21 protein-coding genes are annotated in these 24382 nt (G+C 58.2%); 13 read left to right on the top strand and 8 right to left on the bottom strand.

Annotated features, from left to right (window positions below):
• Positions 1-98 precede the first annotated feature (98 nt).
• The 11 genes from ACIPZF_RS01500 to ACIPZF_RS01450 all read left to right on the top strand — a co-directional run bounded on the left by ACIPZF_RS01500 (position 99) and on the right by ACIPZF_RS01450 (position 11081).
• Positions 99-1019 carry a LysR family transcriptional regulator gene (locus ACIPZF_RS01500; RefSeq protein WP_400794545.1) on the top strand — a complete coding sequence of 307 codons (921 nt, stop codon included), beginning with the start codon at positions 99-101 and terminating at the stop codon, positions 1017-1019.
• 218 nt (positions 1020-1237) lie between these two features.
• Positions 1238-2074, top strand: a complete 837-nt coding sequence (locus ACIPZF_RS01495; protein WP_400794544.1) for a substrate-binding periplasmic protein — start codon at positions 1238-1240, stop codon at positions 2072-2074.
• A gap of 56 nt (positions 2075-2130) precedes the next feature.
• Entirely contained in the window at positions 2131-2952 is an 822-nt protein-coding gene (locus ACIPZF_RS01490; RefSeq protein WP_400794542.1) for an amino acid ABC transporter ATP-binding protein, read from the top strand.
• Positions 2953-2962: 10 nt separating this feature from the next.
• A complete protein-coding gene (locus ACIPZF_RS01485; protein ID WP_108079184.1) occupies positions 2963-3634 on the top strand; it encodes an amino acid ABC transporter permease in 672 nt (223 codons plus the stop codon).
• Positions 3635-3644: 10 nt separating this feature from the next.
• Positions 3645-4310, top strand: coding sequence for an amino acid ABC transporter permease (locus tag ACIPZF_RS01480; RefSeq protein ID WP_100851659.1), 666 nt, complete (start codon positions 3645-3647; stop codon positions 4308-4310).
• 49 nt (positions 4311-4359) lie between these two features.
• Complete coding sequence (locus tag ACIPZF_RS01475; protein WP_400794539.1) at positions 4360-5235, top strand: dihydrodipicolinate synthase family protein; 876 nt, start codon at positions 4360-4362, stop codon at positions 5233-5235.
• Between the two features lie 58 nt (positions 5236-5293).
• A complete protein-coding gene (locus ACIPZF_RS01470; RefSeq protein ID WP_400794537.1) occupies positions 5294-6574 on the top strand; it encodes an NAD(P)/FAD-dependent oxidoreductase in 1281 nt (426 codons plus the stop codon).
• Complete coding sequence (locus tag ACIPZF_RS01465) at positions 6571-8052, top strand: aldehyde dehydrogenase family protein (protein WP_400794535.1); 1482 nt, start codon at positions 6571-6573, stop codon at positions 8050-8052. Before ACIPZF_RS01470 ends, ACIPZF_RS01465 begins: the two co-directional genes overlap by 4 nt.
• 10 nt (positions 8053-8062) lie before the next feature.
• Positions 8063-9091 (top strand): proline racemase family protein, encoded by a 1029-nt coding sequence (locus tag ACIPZF_RS01460; protein ID WP_400794533.1) that lies wholly within the window; start codon positions 8063-8065, stop codon positions 9089-9091.
• Positions 9092-9345: 254 nt separating this feature from the next.
• Positions 9346-10050: a GntR family transcriptional regulator gene (locus ACIPZF_RS01455; RefSeq protein ID WP_258230054.1), complete on the top strand. Its 705-nt coding sequence runs from the start codon at positions 9346-9348 to the stop codon at positions 10048-10050.
• A gap of 275 nt (positions 10051-10325) precedes the next feature.
• Positions 10326-11081 carry an SDR family NAD(P)-dependent oxidoreductase gene (locus tag ACIPZF_RS01450; RefSeq protein ID WP_400794531.1) on the top strand — a complete coding sequence of 252 codons (756 nt, stop codon included), beginning with the start codon at positions 10326-10328 and terminating at the stop codon, positions 11079-11081.
• A 76-nt stretch (positions 11082-11157) separates the two neighbouring features.
• Here ACIPZF_RS01450 and ACIPZF_RS01445 read toward each other — a convergent pair whose 3' ends face one another.
• From ACIPZF_RS01445 to ACIPZF_RS01425, 5 genes are all read right to left on the bottom strand, one after another.
• Complete coding sequence (locus ACIPZF_RS01445; protein WP_400794529.1) at positions 11158-12801, bottom strand: acetolactate synthase large subunit; 1644 nt, start codon at positions 12799-12801, stop codon at positions 11158-11160.
• 206 nt (positions 12802-13007) lie between these two features.
• Complete coding sequence (locus ACIPZF_RS01440) at positions 13008-13769, bottom strand: IclR family transcriptional regulator (RefSeq protein WP_400794527.1); 762 nt, start codon at positions 13767-13769, stop codon at positions 13008-13010.
• 111 nt (positions 13770-13880) lie between these two features.
• Entirely contained in the window at positions 13881-15200 is a 1320-nt protein-coding gene (locus ACIPZF_RS01435) for an MFS transporter (protein ID WP_400794525.1), read from the bottom strand.
• 124 nt (positions 15201-15324) lie between these two features.
• Positions 15325-16524, bottom strand: coding sequence for a CaiB/BaiF CoA transferase family protein (locus tag ACIPZF_RS01430; protein WP_400794523.1), 1200 nt, complete (start codon positions 16522-16524; stop codon positions 15325-15327).
• Positions 16521-17462: a hydroxymethylglutaryl-CoA lyase gene (locus ACIPZF_RS01425; RefSeq protein WP_400794522.1), complete on the bottom strand. Its 942-nt coding sequence runs from the start codon at positions 17460-17462 to the stop codon at positions 16521-16523. Before ACIPZF_RS01425 ends, ACIPZF_RS01430 begins: the two co-directional genes overlap by 4 nt.
• Before the next feature lie 358 nt (positions 17463-17820).
• On the opposite strand from ACIPZF_RS01425, the gene ACIPZF_RS01420 reads away from it, so the two are divergent.
• Both ACIPZF_RS01420 and ACIPZF_RS01415 read left to right on the top strand, forming a co-directional pair.
• Entirely contained in the window at positions 17821-18747 is a 927-nt protein-coding gene (locus tag ACIPZF_RS01420; RefSeq protein WP_400794520.1) for an SMP-30/gluconolactonase/LRE family protein, read from the top strand.
• A 102-nt stretch (positions 18748-18849) separates the two neighbouring features.
• On the top strand, positions 18850-20136 hold the full coding sequence (locus ACIPZF_RS01415; protein WP_400794518.1) for a CitMHS family transporter: 1287 nt from the start codon (positions 18850-18852) through the stop codon (positions 20134-20136).
• Between the two features lie 269 nt (positions 20137-20405).
• Here ACIPZF_RS01415 and ACIPZF_RS01410 read toward each other — a convergent pair whose 3' ends face one another.
• The 3 genes from ACIPZF_RS01410 to ACIPZF_RS01400 all read right to left on the bottom strand — a co-directional run bounded on the left by ACIPZF_RS01410 (position 20406) and on the right by ACIPZF_RS01400 (position 24380).
• The gene (locus tag ACIPZF_RS01410; protein WP_400794516.1) at positions 20406-21026 is read right to left on the bottom strand and encodes a LysE family translocator; all 621 of its coding nucleotides are present in this window, start codon (positions 21024-21026) and stop codon (positions 20406-20408) included.
• Positions 21027-21120: 94 nt separating this feature from the next.
• Positions 21121-23562 carry a membrane-bound PQQ-dependent dehydrogenase, glucose/quinate/shikimate family gene (locus ACIPZF_RS01405; protein WP_400794514.1) on the bottom strand — a complete coding sequence of 814 codons (2442 nt, stop codon included), beginning with the start codon at positions 23560-23562 and terminating at the stop codon, positions 21121-21123.
• 158 nt (positions 23563-23720) lie between these two features.
• Positions 23721-24380 carry a TetR/AcrR family transcriptional regulator gene (locus ACIPZF_RS01400; protein ID WP_400794512.1) on the bottom strand — a complete coding sequence of 220 codons (660 nt, stop codon included), beginning with the start codon at positions 24378-24380 and terminating at the stop codon, positions 23721-23723.
• Positions 24381-24382 lie beyond the last annotated feature (2 nt).

The following is a 24382-nucleotide window of genomic DNA, read 5'->3' as shown; positions in this document are numbered from 1 at the left end:
CAGTGGTCCTGAACGTGGATGATGGGCGTAGCTTGTGCCGGAACCTCACATACGTTAAATCTATATTTTCTTGCGCTCAGTTATCGGATTGCTCACGCATGACAAAAAAAATACCGCTACAGCAGATCAGTGATTTTGATTTAAGGCTTTTGCGAGTCTTCAAGACCGTCGCCGAGTGCGGCAGCTTCTCCGGCGCTGAGAGCGCCCTGGGCATTACTCGCTCGGCTATCAGCCTGCACATGGGAGACCTTGAAAAACGGCTGGGAATGCGGCTCTGTCAGCGCGGCCGAGCCGGCTTCGCACTGACGGACCAAGGGCGCGAAGTGTTGCGCGCGAGTGAAACGGTCCTGGTTGCCATCGAAGGCTTCCGCAGCGAAGTCAACCAGATGCACCAGCATCTGCGGGGCGACCTCAATCTGGGGATCGTGAATAACTTGGTGACGCAACCCAAGATGCGCATCACCCACGCGCTCAAGGCGGTTCGCGCTGAAGGCAGCGGGGTGCGGATCAATCTAAGCATGAGCCCCCCTGGAGAAATCGAGCGTGGCCTGCTGGATGGGCACCTGCACGCGGGGGCCGTGCCGCTGATCTCTCCTCTGTCAGGATTGGACTACAGCCTCCTCTACGAGGAACGATCCAACTTGTATTGCAGCCATGAGCATCCATTGTTCATCAAGGCCTCCAGCGTTAGCGACGAGGATCTGATGTTGGCCGATGCAGTCGTTCCAACCTACAGGATGACAGCCGAGGCAATCGGCTTGCACCAGTTGCTGAACTTTGCCGCTTCAGCCACTGACCGCGAAGGCATAGCCTTTCTGATACTGACGGGTAGCTATATCGGATTTCTCCCTGACCATTACGCCGCTTCGTGGGTGGAGAAAGGTCTGATGGCGCCCCTGGATCCCAGCAGGCTGTACTTCGACTCCAAGCTGGCCATTGCCACGCGCAAAGGACGCAGACAAAACCTCATCCTTGAGCGTTTTCTGGACACCCTACACCTCAGCAATATCTCCGCCTGACCCCTCAAAATTCTCCCCTCTGAAGACACCCCTGCTCACAAAAACAACGTGAGTGGGGGCGCTTTTGCTCCAAAAAATTATTTCCAGCGTGTTGACACACTCCGCATAACCGCAATAGCCTGAATGCACTGCTGCACACAATGCGGCACTCAACATAAAACAACGATTTGCCCGCTTACTCTTCTGCCTACAAGAACAAATCACCGGAGAGATTCAACATGGCACGGTCCTTTTCCAGCAAAGTCGGTGGCAGCCTCGCTTGCATAACCACAGCGCTGACGCTCCTGATCCAGCCCGCCGCCCACGCCGAGGAACAAACATGGCAGAGCGTGCAAAAGGCTGGGGTCCTTCGCTGCGGCGCAGCGGTAGCGGCACCCTACGTAATGCGCGATCCCTCTTCAGGTCAGTACAGCGGCTACTTCGTCGACCTTTGCCGCGATTTCGCCGAGAACGTTCTGAAGGTGAAGGCACAGTTCGTTGACACCAGCTGGGATAACCAGGTGGCCGGTTTGCAGAGTGGTAAATGGGACATGGCAATGGCGCTCAATAAGACGCCAGAGCGTGCCAAAGCGGTGGCCTTCTCCGTGCCAGCCACGGACTACCAGATCTCGTTGCTGGTCAACAAAAAGAACCCCAAGTTTGCAGGTCTCGGTAACAACCTGCCCGACTACGACAAGCCCGGCGTGACGATTGCCGTGATCTCCGGCACCGCCGCGGACAAGGCAGTCTCTGCTGCGATCAAGAACGCGACGCTGATGCGCCTTCCAGGGTCCGATGAAACCCGTATGGCACTGATGTCCAAACGTGCCGATATTCTTGCCGACGCCAACGACACCAATCACCTGTTCGCCCTGGCTAACGACTGGACAAATGAAGTGCTTCCAGTACCGGCACTGGCCAAGCAAGGCGTGTCCTTTGCCCTGGCCTTGCAGACGCCCCCCGAAGACATGGCCCAGCTCGATGCCTACCTGACCCAGCGCCGCGAGACCGGTGAGATCGACCGGCTGGTGGACAAAGCGTCCGCCGAAATCCTCGCGGGCAAGAAAGCCCAGTAACTCCTGCCGACATGCCGAGGGGCCTGACCAAGGGCACCCTCGCGGAGACGACACTGATGACCAGTCCTCATTTGGTGGCTTCACAGCCACAGGCTTCGCTCAACTCGAATTTCGCTCAGGGCGGCTCTTTCATCCAGCTTCAAGGTGTACGCAAAGCGTATTCCGAACAGCTGGTGGTCATGGACGGCATGAACTTGGATATGCGTGCCGATGACCGCCTGGTGATCATCGGGCCGTCCGGCAGCGGCAAAAGCTCACTGCTGCGTGTGCTGATGGGCCTAGAGGGCATCCAAGGTGGCAGCATCCAGTTCCAGGGCAAACCGTACATCGACGGCAGCCGCAGACACGGCAAGCCACTCGACGAAACCCTGCACAAGCAGATCGGCATGGTGTTTCAGCACTACACCCTGTTCCCGCACCTGTCGGTGCTCGGCAATCTGATCCTGGCCCCAGTGAAGGTGCACGGATTGAGCAAAGCCGAGGCCACCGAAAAAGCCCGCGCCTACCTCGCCCGCCTGGGCCTGGAAAGCAAGCTGCACGCATATCCCAGCCAACTTTCAGGTGGCCAGAAGCAGCGCGTAGCAATCGCCCGGGCGTTGATGCTTGAGCCGCGCCTGATGCTGTTCGATGAAGTCACCTCGGCGCTGGACCCGGAGATGGTCATCGAAGTGCAGAACGTGATGATGCAGCTGGCCGAGCAGAAGATGGCGATGATCATTGTTACCCACGACATGCACTTCGCCCGTCACATCGCCACGCGCGTGGTGTTCTGCGCCAATGGCAAAGTCGTCGAGCAGGGCCATCCCGAACAGATCTTCACCCAGCCCAAGGAAGCTCGCACCCGCGAGTTCCTGGAAAAGGTCGTGCATTTCGAGTGAGGGCACTGCCATGAACTATCAATTCGACTTCCATTTCTTGAACGGCAGCCTGCCGGCGCTGCTGGACGGGCTCAAGGTGACACTGGAACTGGCCCTGGTCTCGAACCTCATCGGTCTGACCTGCGGCTTCCTGCTGTGCCTGATGACTCTGAGCCGCTGGTTCTTCGTACGCTGGCCAGCTCAGCTGTTCATCGAGTTCTTCCGCTGCACACCGGCTCTGTTGCAGATCGTCTGGTTCTTTTATTGCGTGCCGATGTTGTTCGACGTGTTCATCGACCCCATCGCCATGGGCTTCCTGGCGCTGGGCCTGAACCTCACCGCCTTCAACGCTGAGGCCTACCGGGCCGGCGTACAAGCTGTGCCGCGCGAGCACCTGGACGCATCGATCGCGCTTGGCCTCAAGAGCTGGCAACGGACCGTTTACGTAATTCTGCCGCAGTCCCTGCGCAGCGCCCTGCCCGTTCTGATCACCAATGGCATCGGCACCCTGCAACAAAGTGCGCTGGTCGCCATCGTTGCCGTAGCTGACTTGATGTATGTGGGCAAAAGTCTGGCCACCGAGGCCTATCGCCCACTGGAAACCTACACCCTGATCGCCTTGATCTACTTCGCCCTGTCGCTGCCGATCGCGCAGCTGGTGCAGTGGTTCGAGCGGCGTCAGGAATTGGCCGGCCAGCGCTGAGGAGATAGCCATGCCACTCGATTTCTCGGTTGTTCTGGCGTACTGGCCAGTGCTGCTCAAAGGCCTGCTGCTGACCTTGGCGTTCACCGGCGCCTGCGCGCTGCTGGGCAGCCTGCTGGGCTTCGTAGTCAGCATGCTGCGCCAGGTCAAGACCCCACTGCTGCGCCTGCCGCTGACCCTCTACGTAGAGTTTTTCCGCGGCACGCCGCTGCTGATTCAGCTGTTCTGGGTGTTCTTCTGCTTCCCGGTGGTGTTCGGCCTGGACATCCCACCTTATGTGTCGGTGTTGATCGCCCTGACCTTGTTCATGGGCGCGATCACCAGCGAGACGTTCCGGGGCGCACTGAAATCCATCGCCAGCGAACAGCACGATGCCTGTACGGCGCTGGGCCTGACCTCGAAGGTCAAGGTGCTCTACGTGATCTTCCCCCAGGCCCTCTTACGTGCGGTACCACCGCTGCTGTCGAACGTAGTCAGTTTGTTCAAAGAGAGCGCGCTGATCTCGTCCGTCGGAGTCGCCGACCTGATGTTCGTCGGCCAGAACATTTCCAACAGCACTGCCCGCCCGGTCGAGTTCCTCTCGGCGGTGGCAGTCATTTACTTCCTCGTAGCCTTCCCGCTGACCCGACTGGTCGGAGTGGTTGAAGGGCGCCTGCTGCGCCGCTACGCCTACTGACCCGACCTGACCGGTCTTGATCAACTGAAATAACCACCTGGAGATACTCATGAAACTGAATGGCATCCTGCCCGCCCTGGTTACCCCTTTTGACGCCGCCGGCAAAGTCGACCACGACACCCTGGCATCCATCCTGGAGCATCAGCTCAAGGCCGGCGTGAGCGGTTTCGTACCGCTGGGCTCCACGGGTGAATACTACGCCCTGGCCAACGACGAGCGCCGTCAGGTGCTGGCAACTGTCAAGGAAGTGGTCGGTGACCGCGGCACTCTGATTGCCGGTGCCAACGGCTCGTGCACCCGTGAAGTGCTGGAGCAGATCAAGCAGACCGTCGAGGCCGGCTACACCAACCTGCTGATCGCCCCGCCTTACTACGCGCTGCCTTCCCAGGAAGAGCTGCTGGCCCACTACAACACCATCCTTGAGACCTTCCCTGAAATCAACGTAGTGCTCTACAACTACCCGGTGCGCACCAACGTCGAAGTGGGCCTGGACGTTATCGCCGCGCTGCACGAGCACCCGCGCGTGATCGGCATCAAGGAAAGCAGCGGCAACCTGTTGCGTGCCATCGAAATCGGTGAAAAATACAAAGGCATTCAACTGTCTTGCGGTTCCGACGACCAGGCTTTGGACTTCTATCTGTGGGGCGCCGACAGCTGGATCTGCGGCCCGGCCAACATCTTCCCGGAGAAAGTCGTTGCCTTCCACAAGGCGTTCACCGGTGGTGATATCCGCGGAGCGCAGCAGATCATGCGCAGCCTGTTCCCGGCCATGGCCAACCTGGAAAGCGGCAAGTTCGTACAGAAGGTCAAGTACGGCGCCGAGCTGGCAGGCTTCAAGGTCGGCCCAGCACGTGCCCCGCTGCTGCCGCTGACCGACGACGAAAAAGCCGAGTTCCGCAAGGTGTTCGAAGCTTCTCAGCAGTAATGCTCCACGGGGCCGCTATGCGGCCCCCTCGCACCCTCTCTTGATACGAGACAGACTCATGAACACCCCACAATCGTCATCGCAGAACGCCGTAGTCATCGGCGGCGGTATCGTCGGTGTCTGCTGCGCGCTGTACTTGCAGCGCGAAGGCCACAAGGTCACGCTCATCGACCCCGCCGCACCGGGCGACAGTACCGCCAAGTGGAGTTGCGGTCAGATGGCGGTCAGTGAAGTCATTCCATTGTCCAAGCCCGGCATTCTGATGAAGATCCCGGGTTGGCTACTGGACCAGAAAGGCCCCCTGGCCCTGCGCCCAAGTGCACTGCCGGGCATCCTGCCCTGGTTCCTGCGTTTCCTGGCCTGCGCCCGTTCCTCGAAGATCCATGAGATCGCCCAAGACATGGCCCGCCTGACCCAGCATGTCTACCAGGATTACGCCCCGTTGCTCGAAGCTTGCCCGGACAAGACCTTGTTGGGCGACCGGCCGATCCTTGAAGTATTCGACTCGCCCGCAGGCCTGGCCCACGAACGTCCCCACCTGGAGCTGCGCAAGCAGCTGGGCTTCAAATCGGAAGAGCTGGATGGCGCGGCGATCGGCGACCTAGAGCCGGCATTAGCCGGCAAGTTCCAGCATGGCCTGATGTTCCCAGACTGGCGCGCTGTCAGCGACACCGAAGGCTTCATCGCTGCGCTCACCGAGAGCTTCATCAACCAAGGCGGCACTCGCCTGCGCCAAAGCGCCGTGAAGATTGATGAGAACCACGACCGCGCTAGCGGAGTAACCCTGGCCGACGGCACTCGCGTGCCGGCCGACCATGTGGTGGTCGCCGCAGGCACAGGCGCCCGCCCGTTCTTCGACAGCCTCGGGGTGAACATTCCGCTGGCAGGCATTGCCGGTTACCAGGCCGTCCTGCCCCAGCCGGAGGTGGAAATCCGCCACTCGGTGATCTACGCCGACGGCGGCTTCTGCTTTGCCCCAATGACCCGCGGCTTACAGATCGGCGGCACCATCGAGTTCGCCGCACCTGGCGCCGAGCCGAACTTCAAACGCGCCGAAATCATCATGGAAAAGGCTCGCCGCGTTCTTCCGCAACTAAATACCCAGGGAATGGAGTTCGGTGTGGGTTACCGGCCGTTCTTGCCAGATACAAAGCCAGTTATCGACCGCTCCCCCCGCCTTGACAACGTAATCATGGCCTTCGGCCACGGCCAGCTCGGCCTGACGCTAGGCGCCACCACCGGCCGCCTGGTGGCCGACCTCGTCGCACACCGGACACCAGCACAAAGTCTGACCGCATTCAGCGCGCGTCGCTTCGCCCTTATCGGAGGTACTGCATGAACCGCTACGACCAGTTCTACATCAACGGCCAATGGGTCAGCCCAATCAACGGTGGCAGTTTCGAATCTTTCGATCCCAGTGACGAGAGCCTGATTACCACCGTGGCCTCCGGCTGCGCCGAAGATATCGATGTTGCGGTCAAAGCCGCCCGCGCCGCCTTCGATGAAGGCCCATGGCCGCGCCTGAGCGGCGCCGAGCGGGGCGAGTACCTGCGCAAGATCGCCGACGGTATCCGTGCCCGGCAAGAGGAATTAGCGACCATCGAGGTACGTGACAACGGCAAGCCATTCCCGGAAGCCATGTGGGACATCGGCGACACCGCTGGCTGTTTCGACTTTTATGCCATCCTGGCCGAAGAGCTTGATCGTAACCGCGAAAAAGACGTGAGCCTGTCCGACGACCGTTTCAGCTCGATCGCCCGCAAGGAGCCAATCGGCGTTGCCGGTGCCATCGTGCCGTGGAACTTCCCGATGCTGATGGCTTCGTGGAAGATCGCCCCTGCCCTGGCGGCTGGCTGCTGCATCATCCTCAAGCCCGCCGAACAGACCTCGCTGACCGCGCTGGAGCTTGCCCGCATCGCCGACGAAGCCGGCCTGCCCGCCGGTGTGCTGAACATTGTCACCGGCCCAGGCTCCAAAGTCGGCGCCGCGCTGACTGCTCACCCAGGCGTGGACAAACTGGCCTTCACCGGCAGCGTGCCGGTGGGCAGCCGCATCATGCAAGCCGCCGCTCAGGACATCAAGAATGTGACCCTGGAGCTGGGCGGCAAGTCGCCGTTCGTGATCTTCGCCGACAGCGACATCGAGAAGGCCGTCGAGTGGATCATGTTTGGCATCTTCTGGAACAAAGGTGAAGTCTGCTCGGCCACCTCTCGCGTGCTGGTCGAGCGTTCGGCCTATGAGCCGCTGCTCAAGCGCCTGGCCGAGGAAACTCGCAAGATCAAGATCGGCAACGGCATGGAAGAAGGCGTGCTGCTCGGCCCGCTGGTCAACCGTAACCAGTACGATGGCACCTTGCAGGCCATCTCTCGCGGGCTGGAGGCAGGCGCCCGCCTTGTATGCGGCGGCGAGCGTCCAGCGCATCTGGACAAAGGCTTCTACCTGCAACCGACCGTATTCGCTGATGTCCCAGAAGACAGCTGGATCTGGAACGAGGAGATCTTCGGCCCGGTCGTGTGCATCCGCCCATTTGACACCGAGGAAGAAGCTATCAAGTCCGCCAACAACTCGCGCTTCGGCCTGGGTGCAGCGGTCATGTCCAAAGACTTGGAGCGCTGCGAGCGTGTCGCCCGTAAGTTCCGCGCGGGTATCGTCTGGATCAATTGCTCGCAACCGACGTTCACTGAAGCACCATGGGGCGGCTACAAGACCAGTGGCATCGGCCGCGAACTGGGCGAATGGGGCCTGAACAACTACCTGGAAACCAAGCAGATCACCCGCTACGACAGCGAACAGCCTTGGGGCTGGTACATCAAGTGAGGGTATAGCCATGCGTTGGAAACAGACGCTTCAGCTGGCTGAAGTGCACTGCGAAGGCGAGATCGGCAAGGTCATCACCGGGGGCGTCATTGGCGTCCCGGGTGCCACCATGCTCGACAAGATGAACTACATCAACGAAGTCGACGACAGCCTGCGCCGTCTGGTGACGCTGGAGCCACGTGGTTGCCTCCAGATGTCGGTCAACCTGCTGCTGCCGCCAACCCGCCCTGAGGCGCATGCCGGCTTCATCGTGCTGCAAGCTGACAAGGCCCACCCGATGTCCGGTAGCAATTGCATCTGCGTCGTCACTGCATTGCTCGAACTGGGCATGGTGCCTATGCAGGAACCGGAAACCACCGTGGTGCTGGACACCCCGGCCGGCATGGTCACCGCCCGCGCTCAATGCGCGGACGGCCGTTGCCTGAATGTGTCGCTGGACATGGTACCTGCCTTCGTCGAGCACCTGGACCTGGCCATCGAAACCGAAGCGTTTGGCACGATCAACATCGATGTGGCCTTTGGCGGTGTCTACTACGCCTTGATTGACGTCGAACAGACCGGGCTTTCGATTGCCCCGGAAAATGCCCGCGCCCTGGCCGATGCCGGCGTTGCATTGAAGGACGTGATCAACCGTCAGTTGAACATCCAGCACCCGCTGCTGCCTTCGGTAAACGAAGTGGCATACGTGATGTTCCGCAACCGCCTGGACGATCGCACCTATCAAACCTGCACCACGCTGCCACCAGGGCGGGTTGATCGATCGCCCTGCGGCACCGGTAGCTCGGCTAATCTCGCCACCCTGGCAGCACGTGGATTGGTACAGCCAGGCGATCATCTGGTTTCCCAATCGACCATTGGCGGCCAGTTCCAGGTCGCCCTGCTGGGCCATGCCGAGGTAGCCGGCAAGCCTGCGGTTTTACCACGGGTGACCGGTCGGGCGTGGATTTACGGCCTGCAACAGCTGGGGGTCGATCCTGAGGACCCACTCGCGGGGGGCTTCATGCTGAGTGATACGTGGGGAGTCGGCTTGAGTCAGTGACCCATTGTTTACCTGTGCTCGGGTTAAACCGAGCACAGCTGCTTAATTTGAAATTGAAAAGCCAATAACCTGCATCAGACAGGTGTTGATCGGGGCGCCCACTCCCCAATGGATTTACTCTTCAGCTACATGGATGGCCACTGTTTGACGCTTAATACTCCCTCCCCCATGCTAGGGGGACGCAAAGTCAGCAGAGACTGAAAATATCAAGGTCTGACCTGTATGATACCGGGCGGACCAACCGAGACCTGATGATGGCAAAAGATAACGACACCGAAAGCGGCCCTCGTCGGCACAGTGGACGGTACATTTATGAAGAGCTTCGTAAGCAAATTCTGACGCTCAAGCTCAAGCCTGGTGTTCAGCTAGATGAAGTATCCCTAGCCGCCCAATTTGGGCTCTCCCGCTCTCCCGTACGTGATGCGTTGGCGCGGCTGATCACTGAAGGCTTGGTTGTCATTCTGCCCAACCGTACGACGCTGGTTACACCGTTCGAGATCGAAGAATTCCCGAACTATGTTTCCGCTCTCGACCTGATCCAGCGAGCTGTCACTCGCCTCGCGGCGACCCAGCACCGGCCTGAAGATCTTCAAGCAATCCGAGATGCGGATGCGGCCTACTTGAAGGCAGTGACCACAGGCGATTTCCAAGCCATGTCGGAGCTGAACAAAGCCTTCCATATGGCGATCGCTCATGCAGGTCGCAACCCCTATTTCATCACTTACTACGAGCGCCTTCTCGGTGAAGGGCAACGACTCCTGCATCTGCACTTTGATCACGTCGTCAGCTCTGCAAGCGCTCACCGCCTGGGCCGCGACCATGACGAAATGATCGAGGCAATCGCAGCCCGGGATGCCGACGCCGCCGAGGCCGCGGCTCATGAACATACCATGTTGTTCCAGCGTCGCTTCCTGGACTACATGCAACAGAACCTTACTGCCCGCATGTCGGTCGGCTGAGCGCCGCAACGCGCAAAAGATGCGGCCCCCGATCACAAAAATCATGGGCCGCAGCGTCGCGTCAGCTATATCCACACTTCTCTCTTCACCTTGCAGCAGCCTGGCCGCAGGGACATTGGCATGAATGACAACCGAGCCTGACTAGCCACTTTCATGGCATGCGGAAATCAAATTGTGCACCCTCCAAATTATTGCATGCATACTTGCATACATGATATTCATAGCTTGAAGCGCGCCACCCCTTTCACAACAACAATCGGTGAGGTCCACGCTCAATGAACAGATTTGCTAACAAGGTAGTCATCGTTACCGGAGCCGCCGGCGGTATCGGTTCGGCAATCGTTACACGCTTCGCTCACGAAGGCGGAACAGTGGTCGTCAGCGACGTAAATCTGCAAGCAGCTCAGGCAGTGGTTGATGACTTGCAGTCCGAAGGCTACCAAGCACTGGCCATCTCGGCAGATATCAGCCAGGGGGAGGCTTGCCGCGGATTGATCAAGGACGTGTTGGCGCAGTTAGGCCGGATCGATGTTCTGGTCAACAATGCCGGTATCAACCGCCGCGGCAATCTGCTTGCGTTGAGTGAAGATGACTGGCACAGCAGCTTTGCGGTCAACGTCGACTCGATGTTTCACCTGTGCCGGGCTGTATTGCCTGCGATGATCGAAGCCGGCGCTGGGGCGATCGTCAATACTGCTTCGCAATGGGGACTTCACCCAGCTCCCGGCCATATCGCCTACAACGTCACCAAGGCAGCTGTAGCCTCTTTCACCCAGAACCTGGCGCGCGATTACGCCCCGCATAATATTCGAGTGAATGCTGTGTGCCCTGGTGAGATCCATACCCCGATGCTTGAAGCCGGCGTGGTTCGTTCGGGTCGCACCATTGCAGACCTTGACCGGATGGTGCCGCTGGGGAGGATTGGCAAACCTGGAGAAGTTGCGGCGTTGGTGGCCTTCCTAGCCTCAGATGAAGCAGCCTTCATGTGCGGCTCATTGGTCGAAATCACTGGCGCTCAGGCCGTAGCTTGACGCTGAGTAATCGAGGCCACTCGGCAGAAGTGGCCCCTTCCCTAAACAGCGATTAACTGCCTATGAGGCACAACTTTTAGATCGCCAACGCTCGTTCACGTAATTCGCTGTTCAAGATGCGGTCGTTTTCGCTGTAATCGACCGGGCAGTCGATCACATGCACGCCAGGGTTGGATATGCAGTGGTCCAGCAACGGCAGCAAGGCGTCGGCGCTTTCGACGCGGTAACCATTTGCACCGTAGGCTTCGGCGTATTTGACGAAGTCCGGGTTGCCGTAGTCCAGACCGAAATCGGTGAACCCCATGTTGGCCTGCTTCCAGCGGATCATGCCGTAGCCGTCGTCACGCAGGATCACCACGGTGATGTGCATCCCTAAGCGAACAGCCGTTTCCAGCTCCTGGCTGTTCATCATGAAGCCGCCGTCACCGCACACCGAAATCACCGGGCGGTCCGGGTGCACCAGGTGCGCCGCCATGGCCGATGGCAGGCCGGCGCCCATGGTCGCCAGGGCGTTGTCCAGCAGCACGGTGTTTGGCTTGTGCGCCTTGTAGTTACGGGCGAACCAGATCTTGTAAATGCCGTTGTCCAGCGCAACGATGCCTTCGGACGGCAGCACACGACGGATGTCGGCGACAAAGCGCTGCGGGTACACCGGGAAGCGGTTGTCATCGGCGCCTTCGGCGATCTGCGCTTCGTTGGCTTCACGGATGGCCATCAGGCGGGTGAAGTCCCAGTGCGAGGTATCGGTCAGCGCTTCGCTGATCTGCCAGACGGCGTTGGCGATGTCGCCGATCACTTCGACCTGCGGGAAGTACACGGCATCGACTTCGGCGGAACGGAAGCTGATGTGGATGACTTCGGTGCCACCACGGACCATGAAGAACGGTGGCTTTTCGATGACGTCGTGGCCGATGTTGATGATCAGATCTGCGGCTTCGACGGCGCGGTGAACGAAGTCACCCGACGACAGCGCAGCGTTGCCGAGGAAACGCGGGTGGCGCTCGTCGACCACACCTTTACCCATCTGGGTGGTGATGAACGGGATGCCGGTCTTGTCGATCAGTTGCTTGAGGACCTTGGCGGTCATCTTGCGGTTAGCGCCAGCACCGATTACCAGGATAGGGCTACGGGCTTTTTGCAATTTTTCAACAGCTGCATCGATGGCCACATGCTCGGCCAACGGGCGACGGTGCAGGCTACGCGGGATCGGCAGGGCATCGGTCTGCTCGGCAGCGATGTCTTCTGGCAGCTCCAGATGCACGGCACCCGGCTTCTCTTCTTCGGCCAGGCGGACGGCTTCGCGCATGCGGGAAGGAATATTGTCGGCCGAAGCGAACTGGTGGGTGTACTTGGTGATGGGGTCCATCATGCCGCACACATCAATGATCTGGAAGCGGCCCTGCTTGGACTTCTTGATCGGCTTCTGGCCGGTGATCATCATCATTGGCATGCCGCCCAGGTAAGCGTAGGCACTGGCGGTCACGAGGTTGGTGGCACCAGGACCCAGGGTCGACAGACTGACGCCGGTCTTGCCGGTCAAACGGCCATAAGTGGCCGCCATGAAGCCTGCGGACTGCTCGTGGCGGGTCAATACCAGCTTGATCTTCGACTTGCGCAGGGATTCCAGCAGGTCGAGGTTTTCCTCACCAGGAATGCCGAACACATACTCGACACCTTCGTTTTCCAGGCATTGCACAACGACATCGGCGGCCTTAGCCATTTCGCTCATCACCTCAGTTGCTTCATGATTACTTAGAATTTTGTCTAGTGCTTGCACACGCCAATTTGATGCGCTGACACCCACCTCGGCATCCCTGTCGCAGAAATGCGGAAATTTTTTATAGTCAACAGCTCAGTACGAGGCGCCATTCAGAAAGCACTTATTACAGGTCAGTACGGACAACATTGTCTTAAGCCAGAAGAGGCTCAGGCTTTTGCGTTGATAGCCTGCGAATAGGGCTCAGTCGGACCACCCAAAGCAGCAGTCGCTTGCGCTGCCATTCTCAATACGGTGCCACGAACGCGTCGAATCTGCTCTGCGTTGAAGCGATCGGCAGGCCCTGACAACGTCAACGCGCCGGCCAGGACATTGCCTGCATTAAAAACAGGTACTGAAATCGCAGCGGTATCGGGGTCGCGCTCGCCGAACGATTCAGCCCAATACTGCTCACGGATGGCGTCAAGGGATCGATCAGTTGAAGAGCCAAACGCGCGAAGCACCTTACCCGATGCGCCTGCATTGATAGGGAATCGATCACCCTCATGAATGGAGACTCGCACCGATCTTTTTGGCTCAACCCGCAGTAGGACGACTCGGCTTGTCCCTTCTGAGACATAGAACGAGGATGTTTCTGCGCACTCCTGAGACAAAGCTTCAAGGATCGGCAAAAGTACATCACGCAGGTTGAAGGCACCTTGGTAAAGCTGGGCAAGCCTTAGCGGTTCGTGGCCGACAGCAAACTGGCCATCCGCCAAACGGCGCACGAAACCTGCTCGTTCCAGGGACGTCATCAAACGCAAGATCGTACTCTTGTACAAACCTGTGCGCCGCGACAGCTCGGCCAGTGGCAGGCTAGGACGATGGGCATCAAAGGCAGCGAGGATTGCAAAAGCGCGGTCTACGGCGGCGACACCGCCTGCTGAGCTGTCTGCGCCGTCATCACTAGGTTGATTGCTGTTGGTAGGCATAGCATCACTATATTTTGCTTGAAAAAGGCCTGCCCGTAGGCAGGCCAGCCAGAACCACTACGTCCCAACATAGAGAATTGAATATGTCTGCGCAACAGAACACCGTTCTGGTCAGGCCTCCCGCATAAACATCTTGAGCACCAGTGCCATCGTCGCTGCGAAGAACAGAATGCAACCCATGACCATCAGACCAGCAGTAAAGGATTGAGTCGTTTCCTTCAGGTAGCCCATCAGGTAAGGCCCAACGAACCCACCGAATGCACCAATCGAGTTGATGAGGGCAATACCACCCGCCGCCGCCTGGCCACTCAGGAATTTCGCCGGCAGGGTGTAGAAAATGGTTTTGGCCGAAATGGTGCCAACCAGTGCCAGAGTGATGCCGATCAGTGCTGGAATCAAAGCGCTCATCTGCAAGGCGAAGATCAATGCCAGCCCAGCGAGAACCAGAGCGATCACCAGGTTGAAGATACCTTTGCCGGTGCGGTCCACATGCTTCGCCCAGAACAGCAGGCCGATGGTCGAGAAGAAGTACGGAATGGCAGCGACCCAACCAATCATGCCCAACTCGACGCCCTGAGCTTTGAGCATCTGCGGCAGCCAAATGCCGATGCCGTAAGTACCGATGGTGAAACTGAACGTGATGGAGCTGAGCACCCACACCCGTGGGTCTTTTAGAGCAGCTTTGAATGCATGACTTTTTTCGGCTTTTCCACGTTCAGCAGCCAACAGCTGGTCCAGTGAGTCACGCTCTTGAACGTTCAGCCATTTGGCCTCGCTGGGACGATTTGCAAGAACTTTCAGCGTGATCAGGCCCAGAACACAGGCTGGAAGCCCTTCGATCAGAAACATCCATTGCCAACCGGCCAGCCCGAGCGTGCCGTGCATCTGGAGCAGCCAGATAGATAAAGGTCCCCCGACAAGGAACGAAATCGGTGTGGCTACAGTGAACCAGGCGAGCACACGGGTGCGGTACTGAATCGGGAACCAAAGCGTCAGGAAGAAGATAACGCCCGGAAAGAAACCGGCTTCAGCAACGCCAAGGATGAAGCGAATGATGTAGAAGCTATAAGGCCCGACGACGAAAGCGGTTGCCGCGGCGGCCAAGCCCCAGGTAATCATGATCCGGGCCATCCAGAGCCGGGCACCAAAGCGATACATAGCCAGATTGCTTGGTACTTCGCAAAGGCAGTACCCGACGAACATGATGCCCGCACCGAGGCCGAACTGTGCAGCTGTCAGCCCCAGTTGGTCAGTCATTTGCAGTGCGGCATAGCCGACGCTCGTGCGGTCGAGATAGTTGAAGAAATACGCCAAAGCCAGCAGCGGGATCAACCGCCAGGCAGCTTTGCGAAGTGCAGTTTGCTGTATCGCAGACAAAGTCACTGGCTGTGACAAAGGGGCAGAGTTTGCTGGAGTCGTGACGTTCGCCATGACAATTTCCTCGATTTTGTTCTTATGTGCGGCCAGACGGTGTCGTCAAGGTCGATGCTTGGCCAACACCCAAAATTGAGCGTTGGCATTGCACGTCCATTTGCGGTGGTCCTAACCGGACCTTTCAGGTCCGAATCAATCCAGCGGATACAAGGCTATCGATGGCAGCACTCTCGTACCCCAACTCGGACAACAACTCGCGAGAATGGCTGCCGACTTCAGGGGCAGGCAGTCGCGCCCCGAATCGGTGACCGTCCATCTCGAATGGCAACATCGGGACCTTCGTAGTCTCACCAGTGCTAAGCGTCAATTCGGTGAGGCCACCTGACTCATTCAGGTGCTGATCATCGAACAGGTCTTCTGGACGCTGGATCGGTGAGAACGGCAACCCTGCCGCCTCGCACATCGACATCACCGTCTCTTTGCTCATCGATTGGAGACGTGCACGGACGATTGGCATAATTCGCTCACGCGCCTGTACCCGCTGATTATTCCGTGCAAGCGATTCGTCGTTTGCGAACTCCGCAAAGTCGAATGCCTTGCAGAACGCAACCCATTGGCTATCACTCACCACGCCCATGAAAACTTGCTGGCCTTCATCAGCCGTTTCGAAAACGTCATAGATTGCCCAGGCCGAAATGCGGCTTGGCATCGGTGCGGCAGCGGCACCCGTGACGACCTTCTGCATCATGTGTTGAGCAACAAGGAATGCGGAGTTTTCGAACAGGCCAGTTTGCACGAACTGGCCTTTGCCGGTTTCCTTGCGTTGCAGCAAAGCGGCCAGTACGGAGACAGCACTGAACATGCCGCCCATGACATCGTTGACCGATGCCCCTGCGCGCAGGGGCCGGCCCACTGGACCAGTCATGTACGCCAAGCCAGTCATCATCTGAACGACTTCGTCCAGTGCGGTGCGTTTCTCGTACGGGCCAGGCAGGAAGCCTTTCATCGAGCTGTAGATGACATCGGGCTTGATCGCTTTGACATCGTCATAGCCCAGTCCCAATTTTTCCATTGCACCCGGCCGGAAATTCTCGGTCACTACATCTGCGGTTGCTATCAGCTTTTTGACCGCAGCCATGCCCTCTTCCGACTTGATGTCGACAGCAAAGCTTTTCTTGTTGCGGTTGTAGGTCAGCCAGTAGCCTGCACCGGACCCCATAAGCCGACGCGTATTGTCACCCTCGGGAACTGGTTCCACCTTGATAACTTCAGCGCCGAGATCTGCAAGCAATAAACCGCAGGTCGGCCCCATCACCATGTGTACAAACTCAATGACACGGATGCCAGCGAGGGGCAGGTTTTTTTCTGTGGACTGGCTCATACGGCCTCCTTCGCATAGGTGAAGTTCTTACCGACGCCAGCATCTGGAATGAAGCCATACAAGGCCTCTCCCGGCAGGCCCTGACGGAGCCATTCCCGGGCTGCGACCAGGCGGTCGATGTCGACACCGGTGCGCAAGCCCATGGACTCCAGCAGATAAACCAAATCCTCAGTCACGATGTTGCCGGAGGCCCCAGGAGCATATGGGCAGCCGCCAATCCCACCCTGGGAAGCGTCGAAGGTAGTTACCCCAGCCTCCAGGGCAGCGACGACATTGGCCAGCCCTTGGCCGCGTGTGTTGTGAAAGTGAGCACTTCCCGCAACGGTACCGAGTTCATTGCGAAGACGAGTGAAGACGCGACGGACTTGTGCCGGGTTGGCGTAACCCACGGTGTCTGCCAGGCCTACTTCGTCAACCCCAAGCTCAGCCATTTTCACAGCCATGGCGATGCTTTCGTCATCAGTTACTACCCCTTGGAGGGTGCAACCAAACACCGTCGACAACCCTGCTTCGATTTCGATACCGGGGAAGCGCTCGTTACGCAGAGCAACTACCGCCTTGACCTCATCGAAGACCTGCGCATGCGTCTTACGAATATTGGAGAGAGAGTGCGGCTCACTGACCGAGATCGGTAGGGTGATTTTCTGTACCCCTGCGTCAAAAGCTGCCTGGGCACCTCTGAGGTTTGGCACCAACGCAGTCACGAACAGACCAGAAATCTGGCGGGCGTGAGCGACAAGCTCAGCGCAATCGGCCATTTGAGGAAGCAGCTTGGCTGGCACGAATGAGCCGACTTCAATCTCGCGCAATCCTGACTCAGCCAGAGCAGAGATCCAACGAAGCTTCAACTCGGTGGGCATGGTCGCTTTGATGCTTTGCAGGCCATCGCGAGGTGCGACTTCACTGACCAATACATCGATATCTGAACCGTGGTGCATGGAGGTTCTCCTCATCGGCTGGAGAGCCTTTGGAACATTCACGCGGCAGGCCACTAGGTAGCACAGATCCGTATTTTTATGATTGTTCTGTCAGGCAGAATGACGTTCTGTGCAATAGTATTCGCGCCATTTTGTCGCACTGTCAATCCCCACTCGTCTCCAATGAAAATCCATGCGCCCATCACATTGGTGGAAGTTGATTGGGCTTGACAGAGCCTAGAAATTTCTAAAAAGTGTTCCATACAAAGCAACGCCGTTCCACCTGATAGAACGGTGATTACAAGAATCGCGTCGTTGAATGCTCACCCATCGCCTAAGATGGATGGAGTGCTTGCACGCCTTGCTGGAGATTCTGCCAATGAGCCTGTATGCCCCTCCTCAAGACCTCCAAACCGAGGTCTTCAGCCGTATGCCCGAAAAGTTCTGGCGCGACGGTGATTCGGATTGGGTGAGAGCCAATAAACCGGGGCAGCGCGTCACATGCTTCCTTGAAGGCCCATCGTTCGACAGAGCCGGCAATCTCTACGTGACCGACATTCCTTACGGTCGAATTTTCCGCGTTTCGCCAGCCGGCGAATGGGATCTGGTGGTTGAGTACGATGGCTGGCCGAACGGGTTGAAAATCCATGCCGATGGCCGGATCTTCGTCGCCGACTACAAACGCGGCATCCTGCTGCTAGATCCCGTCAACAGGTCCATTGAGCCATTCCTTACCCACCGCCGCAGCGAAGGTTTCAAGGGCGTGAACGACTTGTTCTTCGACCACGCAGGCCACCTCTACTTCACCGACCAAGGCCAGACCGGCATGCATGACCCGTCGGGCCGTGTATTCCGATATGACTTGCAGCAGCAGCGCCTGGACTGTCTGATCGACAATGGCCCGAGTCCGAACGGCCTGGTGATGGACGTAAAGGAGCAAGCGCTGTTCGTTGCCATGACCCGCGGCAATGCCGTTTGGCGCCTGCCCATTCAGAAAGATGGCAGCACGACCAAAGTGGGGGTCTTCACCCAGATGGCGGGGGGTGTCAGCGGTGCAGATGGCATGGCACTTGATGCCGAGGGCAATCTCTACGTCTGCGATGCTGGCAACGGATGTGTCTGGGTATTTGACCCGCATGCAGTACCGCTATACCGGATCAGGGCATGCTCAGCAGGCAGAACCGTCACCAACCTGGCTTTTGGCGGTGACGGCAACCGCACGTTATTCATCACCGAATCGGCCACTGGCCACATTCTGAAAGCAGTTTTGCCACACGCCGGAAAGCCGCTTTTCTCACACGCATGAACTGATACCCGGAAACGTCTGCGCGCAGCCGCGTAGGCCTTCGTTCGTCCGCAGGATGAGCGCAAAAGTCTTCACTATAAAACAGATAAAACGAGGGACTTCATGATCACGATCCTGAGCTACAGCATGATCGTCTGCTTCATGTACCTGATCATGTCAAAGCGGCTCTCCCCGCTGGTAGCGCTGATTCTGGTACCGATTGCTTTTGCTTCTGCTGCCGGTTTTGCCGCCGACCTGGGCCCGATGATGTTCGACGGCCTGAAGATGCTCGCCCCTACCGGCATCATGTTGACGTTCGCAATCCTGTACTTCTGCATGATGACCGATGCCGGTCTCTTCAACCCGTTGATCGAAACCGTGCTTCGGGTGGTAAAGGGAGACCCGCTGAAGATCGTCCTTGGCACTGCCGTACTGGGTATGTGCGTGGGCCTGGATGGTGACGGCGCAACTACCTACATCATCACCACCGCCGCCCTGCTGCCGCTCTATCGGAGGACCGGCATCCGCCCACAGGTAATGGCGACCGTACTGCTGCTGACGATCGGCGTGATGAACATCCTCCCGTGGGCGGGCCCGTTCTCACGTGCTGCCAGCGCCATGCATGTCGACATCACCGAGCTGTTTGTCGAGATGCTGCCAATCATGCTGGCCGGCCTGGTTTGGGTACTTTTCGCGGCAGTCATGCTAGGCCGCCAAGAGCGCAGGCGGCTGGGCGTTACTCAGATTGATCTGGAACAGCTGATTGCCGAACTGGAACAATCCAAGCTGACTGGATGGCGGTTCGCTTTCAGTGCCCTACTCACCATCGCGCTTATTGCCCTGATGATGGTGAACATCATGCCGTTGCCTATCCTCTTCATGATCGCATTCGGCTTGGGCCTGGTGGTTAACTACCCTACGCTGAAGGCGCAAAAGGAAGTGATCGACAAATATGCAGGTAGCGTTCTCTCGGTGACTTTGCTGATCTTCGCCGCCGGTATCTTTGTCGGAGTGATGTCCGGCACCGGCATGATCAAGGCCGTTTCCGACAGCCTTGTGCAGATCATTCCCGACTCCACGGGGCATTACATGTCCGTGTTCACCGCCTTTATCAGCATGCCGTTCACATACATACTCACCAACGACGCGTTCTATTTCGGTATCTTGCCCATCCTCGCCGAAACGGCAGCGCATTACGGAATCGACGGGAAAGAAATGGCCATTGCCGGGCTGATCGGCCAGCCGGTTCATCTCTTGAGCCCGCTGGTAGCATCGACCTATCTGCTCTGCGGCCTGCTGAACGTGGACTACGGCGATAATCAGCGTGCCTCGATCGGCTGGAGTATTGGTACATGCATGGTCATGTTTCTTGCCGCTATCATCTTCGGCTCAATTACGGTTTTTGCTTGAGAACCTTGAGCGCAGAGCATCCTGCCGATCGAGATCGGCAATATGAAGTGGCTATCTAGTAGGTAGCCGCGACTCGACTGCTCACAAGGCAAACGAGAATTTTTAAATTGATGGCTTCGACCCCGGGTGCCACAAGCCCCGCAGGAAAAAGCTCTTGAGTTAATGCTCATACCTCGTAGCAAAAGGCCTCCACACTCGCCCCCACGCAGGGCGAGTGTGGCTCAGCCTCTAACTTCGGCGGTCTGTCGGCCCGCTTAATTCTGCTGGTTTCAGCTTCGACTCAATGCCAGCTTGGCAGCGAATGCCATGAATATGGCACCCGTCGTGCGATCCATCCAGCTGATCACCGAATCACGACGAAGCACTGTAGCGAATGTTTCGGTCATGCTGATCAGCACCAGCGACCAGATCAGGCCAAGCACTACATGGATGCTGACTAGCCCGAAGGTCCAGGCAACCAACGGCTCACCCTGGGGAATGAATTGCGGTAGAAAAGAGACATAGAAGATCCCGACTTTGGGATTCAAGACATTTCCCAGCAACCCTTTCATAAACCAGTTGGACCGAGAATCTGCTTTGGCATTGCCTTCGACCAGCGAGCGCCGGGGGTGCATCAACATGCCCCACCCCAGGTAAAGCAGATAAGCCGCGCCGCAATATTTCAACAGGCTGTAGGCTAATTCGGAGACGGCGAGCAAGGCACCTAGGCCGAAGGCAACCGCCGCCCCCCATAGCAAACAACCGGCATTGATACCCACCGCGGCTCGCATCGCCTGCCCGCGGCCTTCTACAGTCGCCGTTCTGAGAATGAGCGCGGTGTCCAGACCGGGGGTGAGGGTCAGCAAGGTAGCTGCGAAGGTGAACGCTACGAGGTTGTCCGTATAAGGCATGGATGTCACCGATAAAAATGTCTGGCCAAAAAAAAGCAACGGCCCAGATCATAGCTTCATGATCTGGGCCGCTGACAGCTTGCTATAAAGCCGCTTAGGGCAGCGTATAGGCAATCACACTGTCACTGCGCGTATCAGAGTGCGGCGAACCGCCTGCGAAAATTACCACGTACTGTTTACCGGTCTTCTCGGAACGGTAAGTGATCGGGCCGCTCTGGCTACCCGCTGGCAGACGCGACTTCCACACTTCTTCACCAGTACGGCTGTTGAAAGCCCGCAGGTAGAAGTCCTGGGTGCCAGCGAAGAACAGCAGCCCCGACTTGGTTGCCAGCGAAGGGCCGAGGGTCGGCATGCCCAGAGGCAGTTTCAAGCCAGTGGCGATGTTGAGAGGACCAGTGTCCTGCACCGTGCCGACCGGCACTTGCCATACCAACTTCTTAGTCTTCAAGTTGATTGCCGACAGCGTACCGAAAGGCGGTGCCTGGCACGGTACACCCAACGGCGACATGAAGCGCTCGCGCCAGGTGCCGAACGGCGTGCCCTTCTGCACGATGATACCCATGCCCTCACTGCTGCCAGTGCCCGGCGGGATGTCCTTGGCCGGCACCATGTTGTAGTGCAGGCCCAGGCGCAGGTCGTTGACGAACATCAGGTGGGTGGTCGGGTCCACCGACGCGCCGCCCCAGTTCATCCCACCCAGCGAGCCCGGGTATTGGATCGCCCAGTCTTCACCAGGTGGGGTGAACACGCCATCGTAGCGGCTGGATTTGAAGATGATCCGGCACATCAGCTGGTCGAACGGCGTGGCACCCCACATATCCGACTCTTTGAGTACTTCATTGCCGATGTTCGGCATACCCACGGAGTACGGCTGGGTTGGCGAATAACGCTCGCCAGGCAGATTGCCTTGCGGTACCGGGCGCTCTTCGATATCGGCCAGCGGTTTGCCGTTGGTGCGGTCCAACAGGTAAATCATTCCTGTTTTCGAGGTAACCGATACCGCCTTGGAGACCGAGCCGTCATCGTTGGGGATGTCGTAGATCAGCGGTTGACCGGTGACGTCGAAGTCCCAGATGTCGTGGTGCACGGTTTGGAACGACCATACAGGACGGCCGGTGGAGACGTTGACGGCAACGATGGAAGAGCCGTACTTGTCGTCAGCTTCGGTACGGAAACCGGCCCAGAAGTCAGGGGTGGCGTTACCAGTTGGCAGGTAGACCATACCCAGCTCGGCATCATAAGACGCTGCCACCCACACGTTAGGAGTACCGCGGGTGTAGCCCTCTGGCGACAACGGCTCGCGCGTCACCTCAGGGTTGCCCGGGTCCCATGCCCAAACCAGCGTACCGGTAACGGCGTCGAAGGCGCGAACGACGCCCGGTGGCTCGTTGGTTTCGAAGTTGTCGATCACCCGACCGCCGACGATGACCAGGTTGCCCGCCAGCAACGGAGTCGAGGACTGCTGGTAGTAGCCTGGCTTGACTTCACCCATGCCGGCCTTGAGATCAACGGCGCCATTGTCGCCAAAGTTGGCCACCGGCTTGCCGGTGTGCGCATCAATGGCCATCAGGCGACCGTCACCGGTCGGGAAGATCAGGCGCTGCGGGCTCACCGAGGCGTCCAGCGCTGCATCAGCGGCCACGCCTGGCACGTCAGCCACTTTCTTGGCCGTAGTTGCATCGAAATAGGCCATGCCGCGGCAGCGCTGATAGGTGGAGTTGCCTTTACCCGCCGCGAATCGCCAGTTTTCCTTACCGGTGTCGATGTCGTAGGAAATCACAGTGCTGTAGGTGGTGCAGACATACAGGCTGTCACCGATTTGCAGCGGTGTGTTCTGGTCCTCAGCGTCGCCCAAACCAGGCACAACAGCCTCACCTGTGTGAGCTGTCCAAGCAACCTTCAAGTCTTTGACGTTTGCCGGAGTGATATCGCCTACACGCGAGAAGCGGGAACCATGGGTATCACCGGCCCATGCTTTCCAATCACCGGGTTCTTTGTCGCCTTTTTCGACAGGCACATCATTCGCGGCGGCAACCGACTCAGCGTCACGGATGACATTCTTTGGCTCAAATGCGCTGACGGCAGTGATTACAACCCCTACCGACGCCGCAGCGCCCAAGGCCACGCCTGTAATACGCGCTTTGCGCGACCGAGTGAACAGCGGTACGGAGAATGCTACCGCGGCACCAATCATTGCGAATGCCAGCACGCGAGAAAGCAGCGGCCAGAACTGCAAGCCAACGTCCCACAGCGCCCAGACGACTGTATAGACCACCGCAACCGCGATGAGCAGCACACCCAGCGAGCGACGACGGACGATGAGCCCACCGGCTGCAACCAGCATCAGGCCAGTGATAAGGAAGTACCAGCTTCCTCCCAACCAGGCCAACCATCCGCCGCCACCGATGAAATAGAGGCCCGCCAACAAAATTATCGTGCCGAGAGTCGCGAGCCATACGCGTCCCAAGCGACCCGGATTTACACCGTCTACCACTTTTACGTCCTTCCTAGATTGCGAAAGGACAAATTGTCGCATGCGTACAGCGCAGCACACAATTAGGAAGGCTGGGTTGCGCACAGATATTTCGATTTATTTCGCTTACGTCAGGCCCGGAGAGCGGGCCACGGGCATGCGCATCACGACCGGAGTCGTGATGTGCGCGCAATTCACCAATTGATTGGCCTAGGAAGGGGTCAGGCTCGTGGGCCCAGATCGCAGAGATAACTCATAATCACATCCGACGCATGCTTCAAGCGAGATGCCTTGCGCTCGGGCGAATCCAGATCGACGCCCAGGACGTAGGAAAGCGTGTAGCGATTGGTGATGAAATATGCACCAAGACCCGAGATTGAAACGTATAGATCAACCCATTCCGCATCTTGGCGAAAGACACCTTGCTCCTTGCCCTGCTTCAGGATTTCCGAGAGCGCCGCCCGCAGGGGGTTGAACATCTGAGAAATCACGGTCGACTTTCGGATGTGAGCGGCCTTGTGCAGATTCTCCGTCGACAGCAGTAGGTGAAAATCAGGCTGGTCAATGAAGTGCTGCACCGTTTTCTGCACCAATTCACGCATGTCGCGTACCGGGTCGCCTGACAACGACAGCTCATTTTGCCTGCCACGCATCGCACCGTAGGCCCGCTCCATCACCTCAATGAACAAGCCCTCCTTGCTGTCGAAATAGTGATAGATCAGATTTTTGCTGATTTTGCAGGTCAGCACGATTGCCTCGATGCTCGCCCCGTCGTACCCCCGTTCCGCAAACTCACGTGTAGCCACCTTCAAGATATTTTCTTTCGTTAGGGCGGCATTGCGAGTTCGCGGCTTAGCAACCGTCTGAGCGTCATCTTTCATGC

Source organism: Pseudomonas sp. NPDC089752, assembly GCF_044748725.1.
In the GTDB taxonomy this organism is placed as follows: Bacteria; Pseudomonadota; Gammaproteobacteria; order Pseudomonadales; family Pseudomonadaceae; genus Aquipseudomonas.
This window is presented reverse-complemented; position numbering and strand designations above follow the sequence as displayed.

Excerpts from the sequence above, each read along its gene's own strand:
- ACIPZF_RS01490 (WP_400794542.1), top strand. The coding sequence starts at position 2,131 with ATGACCAGTCCTCATTTGGTGGCTTCACAGCCACAGGCTTCGCTCAAC.
- ACIPZF_RS01460 (WP_400794533.1), top strand. The coding sequence starts at position 8,063 with ATGCGTTGGAAACAGACGCTTCAGCTGGCTGAAGTGCACTGCGAAGGC.
- ACIPZF_RS01415 (WP_400794518.1), top strand. The coding sequence starts at position 18,850 with ATGATCACGATCCTGAGCTACAGCATGATCGTCTGCTTCATGTACCTG.
- ACIPZF_RS01455 (WP_258230054.1), top strand. The coding sequence starts at position 9,346 with ATGGCAAAAGATAACGACACCGAAAGCGGCCCTCGTCGGCACAGTGGA.
- ACIPZF_RS01500 (WP_400794545.1), top strand. The coding sequence starts at position 99 with ATGACAAAAAAAATACCGCTACAGCAGATCAGTGATTTTGATTTAAGG.
- ACIPZF_RS01470 (WP_400794537.1), top strand. The coding sequence starts at position 5,294 with ATGAACACCCCACAATCGTCATCGCAGAACGCCGTAGTCATCGGCGGC.
- ACIPZF_RS01435 (WP_400794525.1), bottom strand. The coding sequence starts at position 15,200 with ATGGCGAACGTCACGACTCCAGCAAACTCTGCCCCTTTGTCACAGCCA.
- ACIPZF_RS01430 (WP_400794523.1), bottom strand. The coding sequence starts at position 16,524 with ATGAGCCAGTCCACAGAAAAAAACCTGCCCCTCGCTGGCATCCGTGTC.
- ACIPZF_RS01440 (WP_400794527.1), bottom strand. The coding sequence starts at position 13,769 with ATGCCTACCAACAGCAATCAACCTAGTGATGACGGCGCAGACAGCTCA.
- ACIPZF_RS01480 (WP_100851659.1), top strand. The coding sequence starts at position 3,645 with ATGCCACTCGATTTCTCGGTTGTTCTGGCGTACTGGCCAGTGCTGCTC.
- ACIPZF_RS01410 (WP_400794516.1), bottom strand. The coding sequence starts at position 21,026 with ATGCCTTATACGGACAACCTCGTAGCGTTCACCTTCGCAGCTACCTTG.
- ACIPZF_RS01465 (WP_400794535.1), top strand. The coding sequence starts at position 6,571 with ATGAACCGCTACGACCAGTTCTACATCAACGGCCAATGGGTCAGCCCA.
- ACIPZF_RS01495 (WP_400794544.1), top strand. The coding sequence starts at position 1,238 with ATGGCACGGTCCTTTTCCAGCAAAGTCGGTGGCAGCCTCGCTTGCATA.
- ACIPZF_RS01405 (WP_400794514.1), bottom strand. The coding sequence starts at position 23,562 with ATGCGACAATTTGTCCTTTCGCAATCTAGGAAGGACGTAAAAGTGGTA.
- ACIPZF_RS01445 (WP_400794529.1), bottom strand. The coding sequence starts at position 12,801 with ATGGCTAAGGCCGCCGATGTCGTTGTGCAATGCCTGGAAAACGAAGGT.
- ACIPZF_RS01485 (WP_108079184.1), top strand. The coding sequence starts at position 2,963 with ATGAACTATCAATTCGACTTCCATTTCTTGAACGGCAGCCTGCCGGCG.
- ACIPZF_RS01400 (WP_400794512.1), bottom strand. The coding sequence starts at position 24,380 with ATGAAAGATGACGCTCAGACGGTTGCTAAGCCGCGAACTCGCAATGCC.
- ACIPZF_RS01425 (WP_400794522.1), bottom strand. The coding sequence starts at position 17,462 with ATGCACCACGGTTCAGATATCGATGTATTGGTCAGTGAAGTCGCACCT.
- ACIPZF_RS01420 (WP_400794520.1), top strand. The coding sequence starts at position 17,821 with ATGAGCCTGTATGCCCCTCCTCAAGACCTCCAAACCGAGGTCTTCAGC.
- ACIPZF_RS01450 (WP_400794531.1), top strand. The coding sequence starts at position 10,326 with ATGAACAGATTTGCTAACAAGGTAGTCATCGTTACCGGAGCCGCCGGC.
- ACIPZF_RS01475 (WP_400794539.1), top strand. The coding sequence starts at position 4,360 with ATGAAACTGAATGGCATCCTGCCCGCCCTGGTTACCCCTTTTGACGCC.